This window comes from bacterium, assembly GCA_023382385.1.
In the GTDB taxonomy this organism is placed as follows: Bacteria; Electryoneota; RPQS01; order RPQS01; family RPQS01; genus JABWCQ01.
This window is the reverse complement of record JAHDVH010000002.1, coordinates 35,901-54,707: the sequence shown is the minus strand read 5'-3', so window position 1 is coordinate 54,707 and position 18,807 is coordinate 35,901. Positions and strand designations below refer to the sequence as shown.

General features: G+C 53.4%; 10 protein-coding genes. All 10 read right to left on the bottom strand.

Translation table 11 applies throughout. The features are described from left to right. Window positions 1-5 precede the first annotated feature (5 nt). Window positions 6-2,429: a hypothetical protein gene (locus KJZ99_04540; GenBank protein ID MCL4305158.1), complete on the bottom strand. Its 2,424-nt coding sequence runs from the start codon at window positions 2,427-2,429 to the stop codon at window positions 6-8. 12 nt (window positions 2,430-2,441) lie between these two features. Further along, window positions 2,442-4,847, bottom strand: coding sequence for a tail fiber domain-containing protein (locus tag KJZ99_04535; GenBank protein MCL4305157.1), 2,406 nt, complete (start codon window positions 4,845-4,847; stop codon window positions 2,442-2,444). A 28-nt stretch (window positions 4,848-4,875) separates the two neighbouring features. Beyond that, the gene (locus KJZ99_04530; GenBank protein ID MCL4305156.1) at window positions 4,876-6,276 is read right to left on the bottom strand and encodes a hypothetical protein; all 1,401 of its coding nucleotides are present in this window, start codon (window positions 6,274-6,276) and stop codon (window positions 4,876-4,878) included. Window positions 6,277-6,284: 8 nt separating this feature from the next. Beyond that, on the bottom strand, window positions 6,285-7,226 hold the full coding sequence (locus KJZ99_04525; GenBank protein MCL4305155.1) for a hypothetical protein: 942 nt from the start codon (window positions 7,224-7,226) through the stop codon (window positions 6,285-6,287). A 449-nt stretch (window positions 7,227-7,675) separates the two neighbouring features. Beyond that, window positions 7,676-11,080: a S8 family serine peptidase gene (locus KJZ99_04520; GenBank protein ID MCL4305154.1), complete on the bottom strand. Its 3,405-nt coding sequence runs from the start codon at window positions 11,078-11,080 to the stop codon at window positions 7,676-7,678. 45 nt (window positions 11,081-11,125) lie between these two features. Then, complete coding sequence (locus tag KJZ99_04515; GenBank protein ID MCL4305153.1) at window positions 11,126-13,576, bottom strand: hypothetical protein; 2,451 nt, start codon at window positions 13,574-13,576, stop codon at window positions 11,126-11,128. A gap of 47 nt (window positions 13,577-13,623) precedes the next feature. Beyond that, window positions 13,624-15,153, bottom strand: a complete 1,530-nt coding sequence (locus KJZ99_04510; GenBank protein ID MCL4305152.1) for a hypothetical protein — start codon at window positions 15,151-15,153, stop codon at window positions 13,624-13,626. Further along, complete coding sequence (locus KJZ99_04505) at window positions 15,153-15,914, bottom strand: glycosyltransferase family 2 protein (protein ID MCL4305151.1); 762 nt, start codon at window positions 15,912-15,914, stop codon at window positions 15,153-15,155. The genes KJZ99_04510 and KJZ99_04505 overlap by 1 nt, the downstream gene beginning before the upstream one ends. A 138-nt stretch (window positions 15,915-16,052) precedes the next feature. Continuing rightward, the gene (lpdA, locus tag KJZ99_04500; GenBank protein ID MCL4305150.1) at window positions 16,053-17,453 is read right to left on the bottom strand and encodes a dihydrolipoyl dehydrogenase; all 1,401 of its coding nucleotides are present in this window, start codon (window positions 17,451-17,453) and stop codon (window positions 16,053-16,055) included. A gap of 27 nt (window positions 17,454-17,480) precedes the next feature. Beyond that, window positions 17,481-18,776 carry a 2-oxoglutarate dehydrogenase complex dihydrolipoyllysine-residue succinyltransferase gene (gene odhB / locus KJZ99_04495; GenBank protein ID MCL4305149.1) on the bottom strand — a complete coding sequence of 432 codons (1,296 nt, stop codon included), beginning with the start codon at window positions 18,774-18,776 and terminating at the stop codon, window positions 17,481-17,483. Window positions 18,777-18,807: the final 31 nt, after the last annotated feature.

Sequence of the window (18,807 nt, the reverse complement as noted above, 5' to 3'; positions counted from 1 at the left end):
TATCCTTACTGCTTATCTGTTTGACCAAGATTGCCAAATTGCAGAATCGCCTCTTCGAGCATTCTGATGCGACCTTCAAGGTCGGAGATCTTAGCGTCCTTTTGTTGATTGAGTTTTGCCAGTTCCTGTATCGCCGCCAGTGCGACGCCGTCAGGATCAAGCGTAGAAATCGTTCTTTCATCGTCACCCACACCAAAAGCGGCATGAAAGTCCTGTGCCATTGGTCCGATATGTTGAATGTCTTCAGGCTGAGACAAATAGCTCCAACGCTCAATTGGAAGCTCAATGACTCTTGACAGTATTTCCGCCGTGTTGACTTGGCCAAGACGCCGCTTCACTGTTGAATCAGAAATCGAGTTCCATGCGCCGCCGCCAGCGGCTAAAGTTACTCCCGCCGATGTTCCAGTGGATTCTGAGTAAAATCGTGCGCCGCCGGATGCGCGAGCGACAAAAGATCCTGTGCTCACAGAGACTGTACTGTCAGTTCCGGAGCTTCCCCAAACAAAACTGTTGGAGTGTCTGGCGCGCGCGTTTTGGCCTGCTGCAAATGAATTGGACGTTGAGGCCTCATTTGCGGTCCCTCCAGGCACAACAGCAGAGGATCCACTTACAACATTAGACAAGCCGCTGCCTACAAATCCATAGCTGCCTGACACAACATTCTGGTATCCAGCGCAAATTGCGCCGCCAGCGCCAGTAATAGTATTGCTATATCCGCCGGCGATTGCGGAACCGTTCGTGAGAACACTATTTGACGTGCCGCTGCCGATAAAGGATGTGCCAATCGCGCCGTCAACGATATTACCCACTCCACCGCAAATTACAGAATTCGGCGATTCGACCCTGTTGCCGGAACCACCTCCAACAAATGAGTTGGAAGAACCAAATGTTACGGTGTTGTCGAAACCCGAGACAATACCACCTCTATTCCCCCCCACATAGTTTGATTTCCCTGTGCCGATAAAGCCGTAAGTACCTCCAAGGTCCACGATGTTACTGTCACCACCGGCGATGACTGAATAATACGAGTCTATGTAATTCCCATTACCTCCACCAATAAACGATGCTTCTGAAATGGAACTCAAGGAGTTGTTTTGTCCCCCGACAATTGAATTTCTGGCGCCTCGAGCAAGGTTCAGGTTGCCTCCGCCGACGAAGCTCTCTTGGCCGCTGACGATATTGCTGTCTCCTCCAACTATGCCAGATCGGACCGCGGTGGCTTGATTGAAGTTTCCTCCAAGAATCGCCGAATGTGACGCCGTCACAATGTTGGCTTGTCCTGAACCGATGAAACCATAGTTCTGCGACACGTTGTTGCCGCTTCCCCCGACAATCGCCGACCAACTCCCGCGTGCGCTGTTTGAATCGGACAGCGTTGGTCCACCACCTCCACCAACGAAGCTGTACTTGCCCCTTGCGCGATTATGCCGCCCTCCGGCGAGTGCGGCGAACGAATCTGCCACCGCATTCAGCTGGCCGCCACCGTTGAAGCCGAACGCTCCGTAAACGTTGTTGCTGTCTCCTCCAGCAGCAGTACTGAAGATTCCTGCGGCCTGGTTCTCTTGCCCTCCGCCGACCGTGCTGGAGCGCCCTGATGCTCTGTTGATGTAGCCGCCGCCCACAAAGGAGTAGGGACCTGCGGCAAGATTACTGAGTCCACCGCCGACAATCGCAATGCTATCCGCGCGATTGGCGCTGCCGCCACCAACAACGCTCCATTCGCCGTTAGCGTGGTTTCCACTGCCGCCACTGACTACGCTTGATACTTCTGACGCGGTATTCTCGAATCCACCGGCCACGACCGACCAGACTCCCTGTCCGACGTTTGAATCGCCGCCGCCAATCACAGCCCAACCGCCTTCCACCGTATTGCTGGTGCCGCCGCCCACTGAAGAGCCGGGTCCTGTGGCAGTATTCGCCGAACCGCCGCTCACGACGGAGTGGTTTCCAGAGGCACTGTTGTTCTGCCCCGCAACAAACGCCTGATTGCCCGAATTTGAATTTCCGGAGCCGATGTTTCCTTTGCCGGCAACATTCAAATTACCAGTTATGGTTCCGCCGCTCGCTCCATCGACCGTTCCCACGCGATACGCATGCGCAACAGAGACGACTTGCTGGCGCGGACTCATCTCCGTGTCTGCTCCAATCGTGATGCCCAGCCAACGATTGACTGCAAAGGAATCGGGTAACGTTACTACTGAACCGAGCAAGACATGAAACAAGCCGCCCGTGACTGCAACACTCGGATGAGTTTCTGTCCAGCCCGCCGTGCCGCCACTGGCTGCACTATACAAACGAAAGGTCATGACCACTGTCGTATCCAATGGCGACCCGGAAGACGACGTAAGTTGACCTTGATAGTTGATAAGTTGTGGAATCGCCCAGGCTTGAGTGGCGAGGAAAAGCGTAAAGAGGAGTTTCTTCATCATGTCTACCCAATGTTATTCCGGTTTGTGACCGAATTGAATTAGCTGACTCACAAGCTGCTTGAGTTCGGCAATCTCTTCTGCCTGCTTCGCGCTGCGCTTCGCCAATTCCTGCACCGCGGCGAACAATACGCCATCGGCGTCAATGGTTTCAATTGTCTTTTCGCTGCCACCCAACCGGAACTGAGCGTACATGTCCTGTGCCATCGGTCCCATGTGGCGGATGGAGTCTTCCTGCGCAATGTAGTTCCATTCACGAATTCGCAAGGAGGAGACTTTGTCGAGAATCTCCTCCGTTTTGATGTTGCGGAAGTTTTCCTTTAGCGCAGAATCCGAAACGGATGCCCAAGAGCCTGTGCCGGGGGCAAGCGAGACGCCTGCAGACAGTGCGCTGTTTGAATAGATAAATGTTCCACCGCTGGCACGCACGCTAAAGGTGTTTACGCCAGGTGAGAGAAAGGATGAATTGGTCGAGTCGGCCCAGACGAATGCTCCAACGTCATTGGCAATCGCCCGTCTTCCTGCCGCGAACGAATAGCGTGCGCTCGCGGTGCAGTCATATCCACCGGGAATAGTTGCTGCAAAACCGCTCGCACTATTGCTGTAACCGCCTCCGATGACGGAAGCAATTCCTGACGCCGAATTTCCTGAACCGCCACCCACACAGGAAGAGTCGCCACTGGCAGAACTATTGAAGCCGCCTGCAACATGAGCGGCATAGCCTGAGGCTGAATTCTGGTAACCGCCGCCGATTGCTGAATAGAGCCCCGATGTGAAATTGCGCGAGCCGCCTAAGATAGCGCTAAAGTTCGCGGACGTTGCATTGGAGTCTGCGGCAGTAACTCCTCCGCCACCTCCGATTACGCTATACTGGCCGCGGCTGACGTTGTTGCGTCCTGCGCCAATAAAACTATAGAAGGTCGTATTCGAATTCGCATTCCCACCTGCAATCACAGAATAATCTGCGGTCACGCTGTTGCTTTGGCCACCTAAGATACCGGACGAGGTACCTGTAACGCTGTTCGCAAAGCCTGCAACTACGCAAGAGTTCGCACTACCAACTGAATTTCTGGCACCGCCGACTACCACGCTGTTATTGGCAAATTGTTGCACGGAATTGGAATCTGCGAGGCTGACTCCACCACCACCACCGATGAAGCTATAGCTGCCGCGCGCTCGATTGTTGCGCCCCCCGGCAACAACGGAGTATTGAGCCGCAACGATATTAGACAGGCCACCAAGAATCGCGCCTCCATCACTCTGAACAGTGTTTGCAGATCCGCCGGCAATCACCGTATTGTTATTGAGAGCTTCATTGTCAAAACCACCTCCTATGACCGCAGTTGCGCCATTGGTGAAGTTACCGCGCCCGCCAGCTATAACACTGTAAGGCCCGTGTGCGCTATTGGAGTCCGCCTCCAGCGCACCACCACCTCCGCCGACGAAAGCATAGTTCGAACGTGCGCGATTATTATACCCTCCACCGATGGCGGCACCCTGTGAAGTTGCAATATTGTTCTGTCCACCCGCCACGCTCGTGTTTCCACCGGATGAAATGTTGCCAGTTCCTCCTCCAACTGTCGAACCCACACCCGCTGCGAAGTTTCTTGTTCCTCCGCCAACTGTCGCATAACTACTTACGGCCGCGTTGGAGTCCGCAGCTGTGGTTCCACCTCCGCCCGCTACCACGCTGAAGATACCGCGCGCGCGATTGTTTCTCCCCCCGCCGATCAGCGCATAGTCACTGGTTACCAGATTACCCGAGCCTGCGACGATTGCACTGGCGATTCCCTGAACACTATTAGAATCTGAGGCCAATCCGCCTCCGCTGAGAATGCCACTTCTCACGCCGCGCGCGAAGTTTCCGCGACCGCCAGAGACTGTAGCATGTTGTGCGCTGGCAGCGCAGTCTTGTCCTCCGCTGGTAGTTGAGTAGTTTCCGCTGGCGATGTTTCCTGAACCACCTGAAACCGTTGCACCAACTCCCGATGCGATACTCTGCGAACCAAAGGTTCCCTTGCCCGTGCCGATCACGTCACCGATAATGGTTCCGCCGCTCGCTCCATCGACCGTTCCCACGCGATAGGCATGCGCAACAGAAACGATTTGCTGGCGCGGACTCATTTCAGTGTCTGCTCCTATCGTGATACCCAGCCAACGGTCTATCGAGAATGAGTCAAGAAGTGCTGTCACCGATCCGAGCAGCACGTTGAAATGACCATCGGACACCGCTACCGCCGGATGTGTCTCCATCCATATCGCCGTACCGCCGCTTTCTGTTCCGTAGAGGCGGAATGTCATCACAACAGTCGTATCGAGCGGAATGCCACTTGGCGAAGTTAATTGGCCTTGATAGTTGATTAGCTGTGGAATCGCAAGGGCATTCGCAGCGAGAATGAGTAGAATGAGATAATGCTTCATCATAGTCTCCTTTTCGACGAGCTAGTAGTTACTTCTGTCCAAGTAGAATCATCTGCTGCACGAGTTTTTCAAGGTCGGCAACGCGCTCCTTGAGTCCCGCATTTTCTTTCGCCAGTTCCTGTACAGCGGCGAACAATACGCCATCTGCGTCTATCGTGGAGATTCCCGTATCGTCATTGCCCAATCCAAAGGCGTTCCGGAAGTCCTGCGCCATAGGACCCATGTGAAGAATGTTGTGCTCGTCGTGCTTGTAGCTCCACGTTTCGACAGGCAGGTTTGCGAGTTTCGTCAAAACATCGCTCGTTTCCACTTGGCCGTAACGGTGCTTCAGTGTCGAGTCACTGATTGACACCCATGCCGATTGATTGGCAGGGAGCGTTGCTCCCGTGTTACCTCCGGCCGAATAGAACGTGTAACCTCCTGTTGCACGCATGGTCACTGTTCCGTTACCTGTAGAGTTTGTCGCGCCGCCGCTTGACCAAACGAACGACTCATTGTGACTTGCGTTGGCCTGACCACCTGCAGCGAAAGATGTTGCACCTGAGGCACGATTGCGATACCCTCCAGCAACAAAACTCTCGATTCCACCTGCTTCGTTGCGCCGTCCTCCAGCCACAACGCTGTAGTTTCCGCTCGCCAAGTTCGAATCGATTGCGATCCCGCCGCCTCCCGACACGACGGAGTAATTGCCTCGCGCCTTGTTCTGTAGTCCTCCGCCCACTGTTGCATTAGTTCCGGCCGCTATGTTGCTGTCGCCGCCACTCACTGTCGAATAGTCCCCCATTGCCTGGTTGCGAAATCCACCTGTAATGACGCTCACATAGCCCGATGCAACATTCGTGGATCCTCCTCCAACAAACGAAGTTGGCCCTGCAACATTACTGCTGCCACCCCCAACAGTTGAGAAGTTCCCCGCAGTATTATTGCTTCCTCCGCCCACAAATGAGAGTAATCCCTGGGCCTGGTTCTCTCCGCCTCCACCGATGGTACTTAACGCGCCACTGGCAGAGTTCTGTCTGCCTCCGCCGGCTGTACTCCAAACGCCACTGGCAGAGTTCTGCCATCCGCCGCCAACGGTCGCATGTCGCGCTCCAGTAGCGTTCTCCTGGCCGCCGCCAATCGCGCCGTAGAAACTTGTGTCTCCAATTTCATTCGAATATCCTCCGGCAATCGTTGAACCCGTTGAACGGGCGTCGTTGCCATATCCCCCTGCTACAGTTGAATACTTCCCCGGAGCGTAATTCAAAGTTCCGCCTGCGATTGTCGCGAAGGAATCCGACACCGTGTTTGAGAAGCCACTACCGATAAAAGAGTGAGAACCGGTCGTATAGTTGAACTCACCACCGCTTATCGTGGAATGCGAACCGAGTGCAGAATTGTTTGCACCGCCACCGACTGCGGAGTTTGCCTGTGAGGCTACGTTTCTCACGCCGCCGCCTATTGTGCTTGCAGTCCCTTGGGCACTATTAGAGTCAGCTGCGACCGATCCGCCGCCACCAGATATCGTGGAATAGTTTCCGCGTGCCTTGTTGTTCCGTCCGCCGCAACAGTTGCTTGCGTTCCTATGGCGAGATTACGCAACCCGCCGCTGATGGTGCTGGCTGCTCCTTGCGCACTGTTTGAATCCGCCGCAAGCCCACCTCCGCCTGCAACGACGCTTTGCAATCCACGTGCATAATTGTTGCGTCCGCCACCGACCGCAGCGTTGTTTGCGCCTGCAAGATTGTCCTGACCGCCTGCGATAGTGCCATACGGGGCGGAAACACTGTTCGACAAACCGCCACCTATAGCTCCCCAGTTTCCGGTCACACTATTAAGTCTGCCACCGGAAATGGTGCTCCATTGACTGCTGATTGCATTCTCGGAACCACCGCTGATAACCGTATATTGTTGGGAAGCGGAGTTGGAACCACCGGCAACAAAGCCATTCGTTCCCGAGTTTGTGTTTCCGCTTCCAAACGTCCCGCGACCTGTGACAATTAGGTCGCTTGTGACACTCCCGCCGCTTGCTCCATCCACAGTGCCAACTCGGAAACTGTAGCCAACCGCAACGATGCGCTCACGCGGAGTCATTTCCGAATCATTTCCAATGGTTACACCGAGCCAGACTTCCGTGTTGTTCATCAGGCTAAGGTTTAGAGCGGTAATAGAACCGAGGGTGAGGTCAAACAGGCCGCCTTGTACTGCAACTGCGGGATGTGCTTCTGTCCACAACAGGGTCGCAGCTCCCCCCGGCCCGTCATATAGTCGCATCGTCATGGATACTGTTGTGTCCAGTGGAATGCCGCCCGTTCCGTTAAGTTGACCTTGGTAGTTGATGAGTTGTGGTATGGCGAGAGCGTTCGCGGCTACAACCAGAATTGCAAGCAAGTGTCTCATATCGGCACCCTTAATCGACTTATATATCTTTATTTCAAATTCAAAAAAGCCCTGCCGGAATTCACATGGCGCAAATACACCAAGAAGCGGTAGGAGAAGGGACGAATGGGGCGGGCGCAATGCAGGGAGGAGGACCAGTCGCTACCACAATTTACTTCCAAGCAATGCTCTGAGCAACGGGTTTCAACGAAAAAGAGCGAAATCCTCATGAACAATATAAAAATTAAATTACTGTTTCTACTATTCTAAACTGAAAAAGGAGATAATGTGCAACGCTCCGGACCCGTTAAATCGGAGAGGAGAGGTCAAGTTTTGTTCTCAAGCTGGAAGAGACGTTTTGAGGTTTGCTCTGGAAGGCAGGTCAGGACGGCTCGCCTGTCCCGCGAAAAGAGGGAAATGAAAAGGCCGAGTCTGTACTCGGCCTTTTCGAACTCGAACGGACTGCATCGCTATTTAAGCAGCAGCAGTTTTTGAAGTTTTGATCCCAACGGAGACTCAAGGCGAGCGAAGTAAACACCAGTGGCAGAGCCTTCGGCGTTCCAAGTCATACGATAGTTTCCTGGCTGGAATCGACCTTGGGCAATGACTGCCACCTCACGGCCCACGATATCATAAATACGCAGGCTTAACTCCGCCGACTGCGGAAGTGAGACATTCAAAGAGGTCGACGGGTTGAAGGGATTCGGATAGGCCGGAGACATCGCAAATTCTGTCGGAATTCCCGCCGTTTCATCGGCCGCAAGACGCTGAACGATGATAGTGTCGGTCGGCAGACTTTCGCCGCCATCGTACAGTGCGGTCACCCAATACATGTGAAAGTCTACGCCCGGAATACGCGTCGTGTAGCTCAACGCCGCAGTCGTGTCCAGCACGTTTGTGTCAAAGTAGATGACATAGCCTTGGTGCTCATCCAGCCCGCCAACACTCACGGGGGGCTGCCAACTCAAGAACAGCGAATCCTCTGCCTGAGAGTAGGAGAAACCGGTTGGCGGATCCAGTCGCCAAACGTCTGCGTTAAGGGTAGTTGTCTGATTGGTAACCAGAGTTGCGAAAAATGCCATCTGCTCGTACCCAGGTATCTGGACACGCAACGTTCGCGGTCCCGCGAACACGTTGTTGAAGGAGTACGAACCGTTTGTAGACACTTGTGCCAAGGCATTCCCGAGCCGCACACCGTTGGGAATTGCCTGCGTAATGGCAGGATGTGTCGTAATTGTTCCAGTCAAATTGCCGAGCGTTCTCACACTGGTTCGCGTGGTAAAGAGAATCGCAGTGCCTCGCTCAAGCGCAAAAGTCGTGGGATCCTGATTCGCATTGTAGCGATACAACACGCCCGTGTTTTCTGCAGGATTTTCGATTCCAATAGTTGCGGCGTTCAGCACACCCAGTTCGTCGTAAACAAACATGATCTCACAATCGCCGGTGGGTGTCGGCCAGACTTCCTGATTGAAGATGTGAATCTGTCCGGTGAATCGTCTGGTCGTGTCCAAAGCGAAGATGAAGTTCCTGTACTCGATAATGAACACTCCTGCTTGCTCGTCATAGCGAGTCAGCAGGCGCGACGGGGTTTGACCTGCTCGCCGCGTCAGATCGTCCCAATACAAAGCGAGCATGCCCGCAGGGCCTGCCACATTGGGAATAGGAGTATTGTTCGCACGGCGATCCGGTTCGTCGCCGCCGGGGGCCACCCACCCGTTCTCGTTGATGGTCACTGAATCATAGCGCTCACCGTAAAAACAGAAGGGGAACGGCATTTCAATGAAAGCGGAGACATTCAAGATGTCCAGCATCGGAACGACTGTCGCGTTGGTCATGTCAGCCCACGCATACGGTGCGGTCAAACCATAGTCAAACCGCTCGTAGGCACGATATCCGTACGAATCCGGTCCGGTAGGTTGCGAATGCTGTGAAGCCATGCGAATGACAGCGTTGACCGTTCCATCCACGGGAATTGCAAACGAGGTGTCAATCGTGATGTCCTGGAAAGTGATTCTGAATGAATAGGTATTATTGCCCGGCAGGGAATAGCTGAAGAATCCGTTCACATCAGATTGCAACGGCCCAACAGGAATTCCTTGCGGCGTGATGTTCGCACCCTGCAGAGGTACATCGTCTGCGATCAGCACCGTGCCGTTCAACGTGCCCGAAGCGACCGGATTCATCTGGATATTCAGTGTAACGGTGTCGGAGTCAGCAACGGACATTGACGTTGAAAACGCCGCATAGCCGAATGCCGTGACGGTGATTGGCAGAGTCGAATCAGCAGGCAGCGAGATGCGATAATTGCCCTGTGAATCGCTGAAGCGGACGAAATTCTCTCCCGCTTGCACGCGTGCACCGGAAATCGGCTGATTATTATTTGCATTGGTGATTTGTCCCACCAGCCATCCGCGGTTCGCGGATATCAGCAGAACTGCTTCGTAAGCGTCGACGAATCCGCGGCCAGAGGTATTATCGTCACCTGTGGGTGCGTAATCAATTGCCGTCTGCAACAAGACTCCTTTGATTTCACGAACATCCGCATTTGGATTCGCCTCACGCATCAGTGCGACGATACCCGCAACGTGTGGTCCTGCCATGGACGTGCCGCTCATGCTGCCATAGTTGTTTCCCGGGATGCTTGAATAGACATCTTCACCCGGGGCAACTACTTCAGGCTTGATGGCCGTTGCATCGCAATCGCTCGGTCCACGACTTGAAAACCCGACGACTGGGTAGGGGGCGTTCGGAAAACTGTTCGCGTTGACGGCTCCAACCGAAAAGAACGTGACAGAATCGATAGCAATATTGGCCGGGCTGCGGTGTGAAGCAGGCGCAGGACCTTCGTTTCCGGCAGAGAATACCACCACCGTACCTGCGGTCTCGCAGGCGATGATCGCGTCGTTCCAGAATTGGAAGCAATCCGTGTATCCAGCGAAACCGCCGTATACACCCCAGGAGTTCTGAATAACATCCGGCACGTCCTCAATTGTGCCGGGATTGCCATCGGGATCAGCAAACCACTGATACCCCTGCAAGACGTCGCTGTTGAAGTCTGCACCGAAACCGCCTATCGCATTCATGGCAATCCACTCCGCGCCCGGTGCTACACCTACGGTGTCAAACTGGGAAGACGGGCCGCCCGTTCCGCAGATTGTTCCCATCACGTGGGTGCCGTGACTTTGTGCATCTTGCGGGGTTTGTGAACCGCCTCCAAGTACGTCTAACCAGCAGTGTGCGTGCGGAGCATGGTTTCCGCGCCAGCGCGACCCGAGTGCTTGATGATTGCCGTCCACACCAGTATCCATGTTGGCGACAAGTCTGCCCGCGCCCGTGTAACCCAACTCGTACCATACCTGAGGTGCGCGCAGTGCGTTGACACCCTGCGTGCGGCTGTCCAGCGGCTGGCGTGGTGTGCGATCACTGATGACTACGGGGGCAATCAACTCAGGAACAGGTACAGCTTCAACCCATTGGACAAGGTCGTGCTTGGCAAGGTTCTCCATCGTCTCACGCGGACCTTTCACCACGACACAGTTTGTGATCCAATAGGCCGTGAAACCGTCAATCTCACCTTGGTTGAGCATCGCTTCAAGGTCAGCCAGCAAGGGAGGTTGTGTCTCCCGAGCCACACGCTGCAGTTCCTCAATGACAATTTGATGCCGCTGCTGGCGGGTTACGCGCAGGTCGCGGAGTGTGATATCCAATTCTCGCAGGTCAACGCGTTCCCACAAGTGGAATATCGCATTTACCTTCTCGTCCGGCGCGACTTTGCTCCATCTCTCTGCTAAGTCGGGAGCGATCTCACCGGCACGCAAATATTGTGCACAAAGCAAGCAAAGCACAGCAGGCAGTACAACAAGCGCACGTTTCATAGTCTATCTCCTGTTCCGTTGTCGGTCACAGCAATCAGCCCAATTCTATTGGGAGGACTTGGAAAGTCCGTTATGTAGTATCTTCAGCGAGGGAGCGTCCCAATAATGCCTCGCTTCATAAGCACTTTCGGATGGGTTGTATACCCAAACAGGCACAGCACTCTTCGTTTCAGAAATTAAGGCCTGTCTGGTCTGTTCTCCAAGCAGGTTCGCAGAAATCGCCTGAACTAATGCATCGTCCGGGTATTGTCTTAATGCGGCAAGCACCAGAGGTCGAGCGGTGGAACTGTCTGTTTCATGTTCGAGCCATGCCCGGTGGATGATGACACGCCCATCGTTTGGCTTGAGTAGGTCGGCCTCGTTAATCTGATCTCGCGCCTCATCTGTTCTTCCGCTGAACAGCAGCAAGCGTGCATATTCAAGTCTTAGTCCGGCTACGCCGCTACGCCGCTTGATTGCTACACGGTATACAGAATCCGCAGCCTGAAGCTGCCCATCCCAGAAGAGCGCTTCGGCGTAGCCACGCAATGCAGCATCGTCTGTGCTTTGCTTGGCCAACACATTTTTGTAATTTACGACAGCTTCGTCAAAAAAGCCAGAGGCCAATTGCATTCCTGCCACATCGCGCAACAACTGGGTCCGCTCCGAACCGGAAGTTACGGATAATCCTTGGGTAAGGACGTCAAGCGCGGATTGAAAACTACCATTCTGGAACAGTAGCGACCAGGCTAACTGAGCGTGGGATGCTGCTTTGTCGGGATACAATTCAACGGACTTGCGTGCGAAGGTGACAGACGCACTGTTATCGGCTTTGTACGAGGAAATCTGTGCCAGTGCCCGCAGAACGACCTCTGAGTCGCGTGCTCGTGCTTCCGCTTGTCTCGCGTATTCCATTGCCGAATCCAGATTACCCTGTTCGACTTCATTCTGCGCGGCATTTACGTATCCCACAGGGTAGCAATCCTCGACATTTGGAGCGGTCATGTAGAACTCGAGCAATTGAACCAACTTATGGTCCAGTTTGAACAGACGCTCTTTTGTGATTTCCCGAGTGTCGAACTTATTCCTACGCGGCGAGAAGTAGGAATTCATCCCTTCTGCAAAGTACTCCCACACACTTGACCCTTGGTAGCGGCTGACAAACACTTCCTCGCCTGCGGCATCTCTGGCACTCGACTCGCGGTAGAGTTCCTCGATTCTCTGGACATCTTCCGGCGGAAACACGCCGTGCACCTGATGCGTTAACTCATGAAGCACAGTGTTGTATCTGTTGTATATCGAGCGCTCGACATCCTCGACTCCCGTAACGGTCGTATAACCTCCGCAACCGCGCACGTCATCCCACAATCGTGAATCATAACTAATGCGCTGGTCGGCGATAGTCTCGAGTCCCGGACACTCCGACAACTTCTCGTGCAACGGCTTTATGTAATGATGACTACCCGTCGCCACTAGCACAGGGATATAATCTCTCCAAGGTTCGACCGAGATAGCCACCTGCTTTTTGTGGCGCTCCGACAATGACTCCCAGTTCAAGACGTACTGATCGATTAAGGGAATCGCGGGAATGGGTTTCGCGTCGAAAGCGGCTTGATCCGCATCTCGATAGATGTTTTCGCGCAGCCGGAGCTGCTCCAAACACTTCGCAACCCCGTTGTGAGCGCGCCCATAATCAGGAACCAGCCGCAGAGCTTCCTTGAAGTGTTCGAGTGCCGCTTCATATTCGCCAAGCATCCATTCAGCGGAACCGTCAACAACAAAGTCGCGAGCGCACGGAGCGGTGCCGTCACATTTCAGGTATTCACTTGATGACTCAAGTTCCGAATATTTCTTGCGCGCATAGCCGTTTCCGAGATAGTAGTGTCCCAGTTCGTGAAACTCGTTCCAGCGCAGGACTTCCTCCAATAGGTCCATAGACTCGCTTGTCTCGCCCAACCGCTGCTTGCAAAGCGCGGCTTGGAAGATGACTTCGTCGGATAGCTGTTCATTGTTCCAGGCAGTCAGCAGAATGTCAAGAGCTTCTTGATACTTTTGTTGCTTCTGCAGCACCTTCGACAAGCCGATCTTGGCTAATCGCAAATTTGCAAGTGTGCTGTCCTCAAGTGCAAGACGAAACAGACTGTCTGCGCGAGTCAGGTCAAGCACGGAAAGAGCAAGTTCTCCTTCGGCAACTGAAGGACACGAACTAACTGACGCCCACTGTTCGAGAGTCGCCAAATCCTCGGTGAGAAGATACCAGGCAATCAGTGGTTCGCAGATCGGCTTGTCCGCGCCGGACTGGAGAATTCGTGGCAATTGTTCGCGAAATGAAGAGAATTGGTACGTTCTTAAGCTCTCCATCCAGCTTTCCAATTCGGAATCACCATTGAGCGAAAGTTCTTGCAGACGATCAGACTTCTGAAGGCGGATCTGTTCCGCACGCTCAGCTAACGTCGCATCAGCCCAGACGATGGACGGCAACATTAACCCGAATAGTAAGAGTTTATGCCACATCATTGCCTTCCGCGATTGGAGCATTCCTCATCGCAAGTCTGTGAGTAACCTTAGTCAAGTCTCTTCACGCGGTAAAGTTGAAAAGGAGGTCTGGCGATGGCGAAGTCCGCGAACTCCTCTAAGTCACTTTTCAAAGCATGATCGAGTTTCTGAGCCAAGCGATTGTCAACTAAAATGTGAGTGCAGTGATACTTATGGAGAAGTTCTTGACGTGCTTCTGTATCCGTTGACTCATAGAAAAAACGGGAAACGTCCATGCGGCGTTGATTGACCTCGTCAATTAACAGGGGATTCCCTTTTGCCTGGGCAACCAGCCGAGCGCCTGTTACGGCTGGAATGCGCCAACCAGAGGTGTCATCCACCATTACAACGTGAGATGAGTTCAAGTAGCTTTGAAAATCGCGGAGGTCTTCCCACGGCTCCAATATGTCTCCTTGAGTCGCCTCGTAATGACGTATCACGGGCGTCCACTGCATCTCAAGCTTGCGCGCTCGATAATACGTTCCGACACCTATCACGGCCACTAATAGTGCGATAACGGTTCCAGTCCGTACGATTGGCAAGCGCAAAAACCCACGACGAAAAAGCCCACTCTCCAGAAAGAACAGGGCAATGCAGAGATGCGAGAAAATCGCTCCGTAAAAGATGAAGCGGCTGCCGATTTGAATCCCCAATAACCAACTTAGCAGATAGATCGCACAGGAGCATCCAAGCGCAATCACCAGTTCAAGATGCCGTTTACGCAAACCGAAGTAGAACGCAACGGGAAGCCCCAGTAGTGCCGGACCGACTTTGGTGAACTGATCAGCGAACAATCTCACCTTGTACCATTGCTCAGTCGAACCCTTGAATAAAGCGTCTGCGTAATCAAAGTAAGGCCAGAGCAATGCGATACCAAGTGCGAGAACGGGCACAATCTGGAGCAGAGCGGTGACTGCGAGCCCTTTTCGAACTATCGCCCACGCGAACGCGGCCACAAAGAGTAACAGTGCAGTTACCGGGTGAGTCAGGAAAGCGAGGCAGGCAAGCAGAGTATATCCGATCAATCCGAGCTTCGAACCGGTCGTGAGAAAGCGATTCAATTCCGCCAGTCCGTGAAAACAAATGCCGTATGTGATTGCACCCACATACGGCAGAGTCAGGAAGAAGTGTTCAGCTTGATAGGCGTTTGCCTCACCATATCCATGTCCCCAACCCAGAAGCATCACCGGAAGCACCCACAACATCGCGTGACGGTCATCGGTCAGAGTGCGCACAACGCGAGCCAATCCGCTGATAAATAATCCCAGACTTATCAATCCCCATATACCGACTGTTGTGAACAATTTCAGGTCAAATAGCCGATCAGAAATTCCGGCGACAACCGTGTATGGGGTGAAGCGAGGCGAAGTATTCCCGGGCAAGTCAAGGAGCGGATTCCGCGGTTGAAATGGTGAATCGGAAATCGCTTGAATTGCAGCCGCCGTCTCCCAAATGTCCGATTGCTCGCCCCAGCGCGGAACAATTGCGTAGAGCAGCGCAACCAGAAACGCCGCGAAATACATAACCTTCACAACATTCGCAGCGCGCATTTGAATCACTACGCGCTGCCCGAAACAGCAGAGCGGGGCGTATTAAATACTCTTTCTGACTTCTCGAAGAGGGGCGAACTTAGCATTCCCCACCGAGCAAGTTTATACTGAAACATTACTTTGACGGTCTCCAATCCATACCGCAGGCTGCGACGAAAGTTGATGGAAGAGGCCTCGTCAAAGTACCGTGTCGGTATGGGCACATCGCCAATCCGAAATTTATGATACACTGATTGCGCGAGAAACTCCGAATCAAACACAAAATCATCGGAATTCGCGTGATAATTGATGGTTTCCAGAACTTCACGCGCGTAGGCGCGAAATCCCGTGTGCAAATCTCCTGCATTCTGTCCGAGCATCACATTCTCAAAGATCGTCAAGGCGCGGTTCGAAAAGTACTTGTATTTCGGCATGCCTCCCTCGAGCGTCTCGTGACGAGAACGAATGCGCGAACCAAGAATTATATCTACGGTTCCTGTCTTCAGGAGACTGACTACGGCAGGAGTGATTCTTCCGTCGTACTGATAGTCCGGGTGAATCATCACCACTACGTCCGCTCCCGTTTCCAGTGCCGCATCGTAACAGGTTTTCTGATTTCCCCCGTAACCCTTGTTTCGCTCGTGTTTGATAACCGTAATTCCGAGCGACTTCGCTACTTCAACGGTGCGATCTTTCGAACAGTCATCCACAAGAATGTATTCGTTCACAGTGCCATCCGGAATCGAGCGAAGTGTCTTCTCAATCGTGAGTTCGGCGTTGTATGCCGGCATCACACAGACGACCTTCCTGATCTCACGTTCCGGTCGCTCCCTGAATTCCTCTAAGCGGACAAATCCCATTAATCCTCTGTGGAGTAGTTGCTTCCGTTTGGCAGTCTATTTCTGCGGATCCTCACTTATCGTATTAGCTTACGAGTGGATCGAGCGGTTCTCTGTTGCGGCCAGACATGCCTCACGCATTGCCTCTGTGAACGTGGGATGCGCGTGGGACATGCGTGCAATATCTTCCGCACTTGCGCGGAACTCAATTGCAACAACCGCCTCGGCTATCATATCAGCTGCCCGTGCACCAAACATGTGCACGCCAAGTATCTCATCATTCTTCTTGTCGGCGAGCACTTTCACGACGCCCTCGGTTTCATTGGCAGCCCGAGCGCGTCCTAAGGCCCGATAGGAGAAACTGCCTACTTTGTACTCACGCCCCGATTGCTTCAATTCTTCCTCTGTGAAACCCACGCCCGCGACTTCCGGCCATGTGTAGACTACCCACGGAATTGCCCTGTAATTAATATGCGGCTTCTGACCGGCCAGTCGTTCCGCCACAAATACGCCTTCCTCTTCCGCCTTGTGTGCAAGCATCGCGCCGCCAATAACATCGCCGATTGCATAGATGCCCGGATAAGCAGTCTCAAGCTGCTCGTTGACCTTTATGAATCCCCGATTGTCAGTCGAAATCTTTACGCTCTCAAGCCCGAGCTTTTCCGTGAAGGGCCTGCGTCCTACGGCCATCAGACAGTAATCACCCGGCAATTCAACGTCCTCGCCGCTCACGGACTCAGCGACCACTTTCACCTTCTTGCCCTTGGTTTCAACCGATTTCACCTTGTGACCGAGGTAAAGCTCAATACCAAGATTCTTCAGCGACTTGCCCAACTCCTTGCCCATTGTGCCGTCCATGGTCGGGATTGCGGAGTTCAAGAACTCGACAATTCTCACCTTTGTCCCAAGACGCGCAAACACGGAGCCCATCTCGCATCCGATTACACCCGCGCCGATGATGACCAATTCCTTCGGCACCGATTTCAGCGCGAGTGCTTCAGTGGAACTGATTATGCGCTCCTTGTCAATCTTCGCAAAGGGCAGATCGGCGGGCTTCGAGCCGGTTGCCAAGATAACGTTCGTGAAGGAAACCTCGGAATGCTTGCCATCCGCCGCAGCAACACTTATCGTGCCCATGCCGACCAGCGTGGCATGTCCAGTTATGACGTCAATCTTGTTCTTCTTCATCAGGTATGCGACACCCTTGACATTGTCTTCCACGACTTTATCCTTGCGGGCACGCATAGTATCCCAATCAAGCTTCAATGAACCCACACCGATTCCGTGAGTTGAAAAGTGCTTCTCCGCAGTGTGATAAAGCTCTGATGAATCGAGCAATGCTTTCGATGGAATGCATCCCACGTTCAGGCAGGTGCCGCCAAGTGTTGGGTAACGCTCGATGACGGCAACTTTCATGTTGAGCTGTGCTGCGCGAATTGCTGCTACGTAGCCGCCGGGTCCTGACCCGATGACTGCAAGATCGTATTTCATAATGAGGTTTGGATTAAGTTGCGCACCTTACACTTGCAAAAGCAGGCGCACGGGATTCTCGAGATACTCTTTCACGCGAACCAGAAAGCCCACAGATTCGCGTCCGTCAATGATCCGATGATCATAACTCATCGCAACATACATCATGGGTCGAATCACGATCTGACCGTTCAATGCGATGGGCCGCTCTTCTATCTTGTGCATACCAAGTATTGCGCTTTGAGGTGGATTCAAAATCGGCGTGGACATCAGCGATCCGAAGACTCCACCGTTTGAGATCGTAAACGTTCCACCGGTCATCTCGTCTATCGTCAACTGGTTGTTTCGCGCACGTGAGGCAAGGCGTTCGATTTCGGCCTCAATCTGCCAGAGTGACAGACTCTCCGCATTCCGCACGACCGGAACGACCAATCCCTTTGGCGCCTGAACGGCGACACCAATGTCGACAAAATCATGATAAACGATTTCATCTTTTTCGATGAACGCGTTAATCGCAGGGAAATAGCGTAGCGCTTCGGTCACGGCTTTCGTAAAGAACGACATAAAACCAAGCTTGACACCGTAAGCTTCTTGGAATTTGTCCTTGTATTCCTTGCGCACCTGCATCAAGTGAGACATGTCAATCTCATTGAAGGTCGTGAGCATCGCGGTCGTTTGCCTGACGGAGACTAAGCGCTCTGCAACCTTTTGGCGCAGGTTGGTCATCTTTTCGCGACGTTCGAGTCGATCACCGGCGAACTGAATCTTGGGTGCCTGAGGCGGCAAGTGTGAAGCAGGCGCTTTCTGAGGAGCAGCGGCAGGAACACCGGCAACCGGAATACTTATTGTGGCTGGTGCATTTGTCACAGGCGCTGGGGTTGCCGAACCAGTTGTCACGGCGCGCAGAGCATCCTCTTTCGTCAACCTTCCGCCGCGGCCGCTTCCGTTTGAGACGTCCGCAGGCGATACGCCTGCCTCGCGTAAGATCTTTTCTGCGGCGGGAGATGCGATGGCAGCAGTTTTGGAGCTTGGCGCCGAAGGTGGAGTGACAGAGAGTTGCGCAGTCTGCAAAGGCTTAGACTCTGCCTTTGCCGGTGCATCACCCGCTTTGGCTGAATCGTCGATTTTCGCGGCAACTGTTCCAACCTGTACCGTTGTTCCTTCCGGTACAATAATCTTCAGTACGCCGCTGCTTTCAGCCGATACAGAAAGCGTCGCCTTCTCGGACTCGATCTCAAACAATTCATCATTCATTTCAATGAAAGCACCATCGGCCTTGAGCCACTGTGAAAGGGTGACTTCATTTACTGATTCGCCGGGACTGGGGACTTTTACGTCAAGCATTTTGTTCTATTCTGGTTCTCACGCAAGATTA

What these genes read in the sequence shown, in the direction of transcription:
- KJZ99_04540 (MCL4305158.1), bottom strand. Translation starts at nt 2,429, where the DNA reads ATGATGAAGAAACTCCTCTTTACGCTTTTCCTCGCCACTCAAGCCTGG.
- KJZ99_04535 (MCL4305157.1), bottom strand. Translation starts at nt 4,847, where the DNA reads ATGAAGCATTATCTCATTCTACTCATTCTCGCTGCGAATGCCCTTGCG.
- KJZ99_04525 (MCL4305155.1), bottom strand. Translation starts at nt 7,226, where the DNA reads ATGAGACACTTGCTTGCAATTCTGGTTGTAGCCGCGAACGCTCTCGCC.
- KJZ99_04520 (MCL4305154.1), bottom strand. Translation starts at nt 11,080, where the DNA reads ATGAAACGTGCGCTTGTTGTACTGCCTGCTGTGCTTTGCTTGCTTTGT.
- KJZ99_04515 (MCL4305153.1), bottom strand. Translation starts at nt 13,576, where the DNA reads ATGATGTGGCATAAACTCTTACTATTCGGGTTAATGTTGCCGTCCATC.
- KJZ99_04505 (MCL4305151.1), bottom strand. Translation starts at nt 15,914, where the DNA reads ATGCCGGCATACAACGCCGAACTCACGATTGAGAAGACACTTCGCTCG.
- lpdA (MCL4305150.1), bottom strand. Translation starts at nt 17,453, where the DNA reads ATGAAATACGATCTTGCAGTCATCGGGTCAGGACCCGGCGGCTACGTA.
- odhB (MCL4305149.1), bottom strand. Translation starts at nt 18,776, where the DNA reads ATGCTTGACGTAAAAGTCCCCAGTCCCGGCGAATCAGTAAATGAAGTC.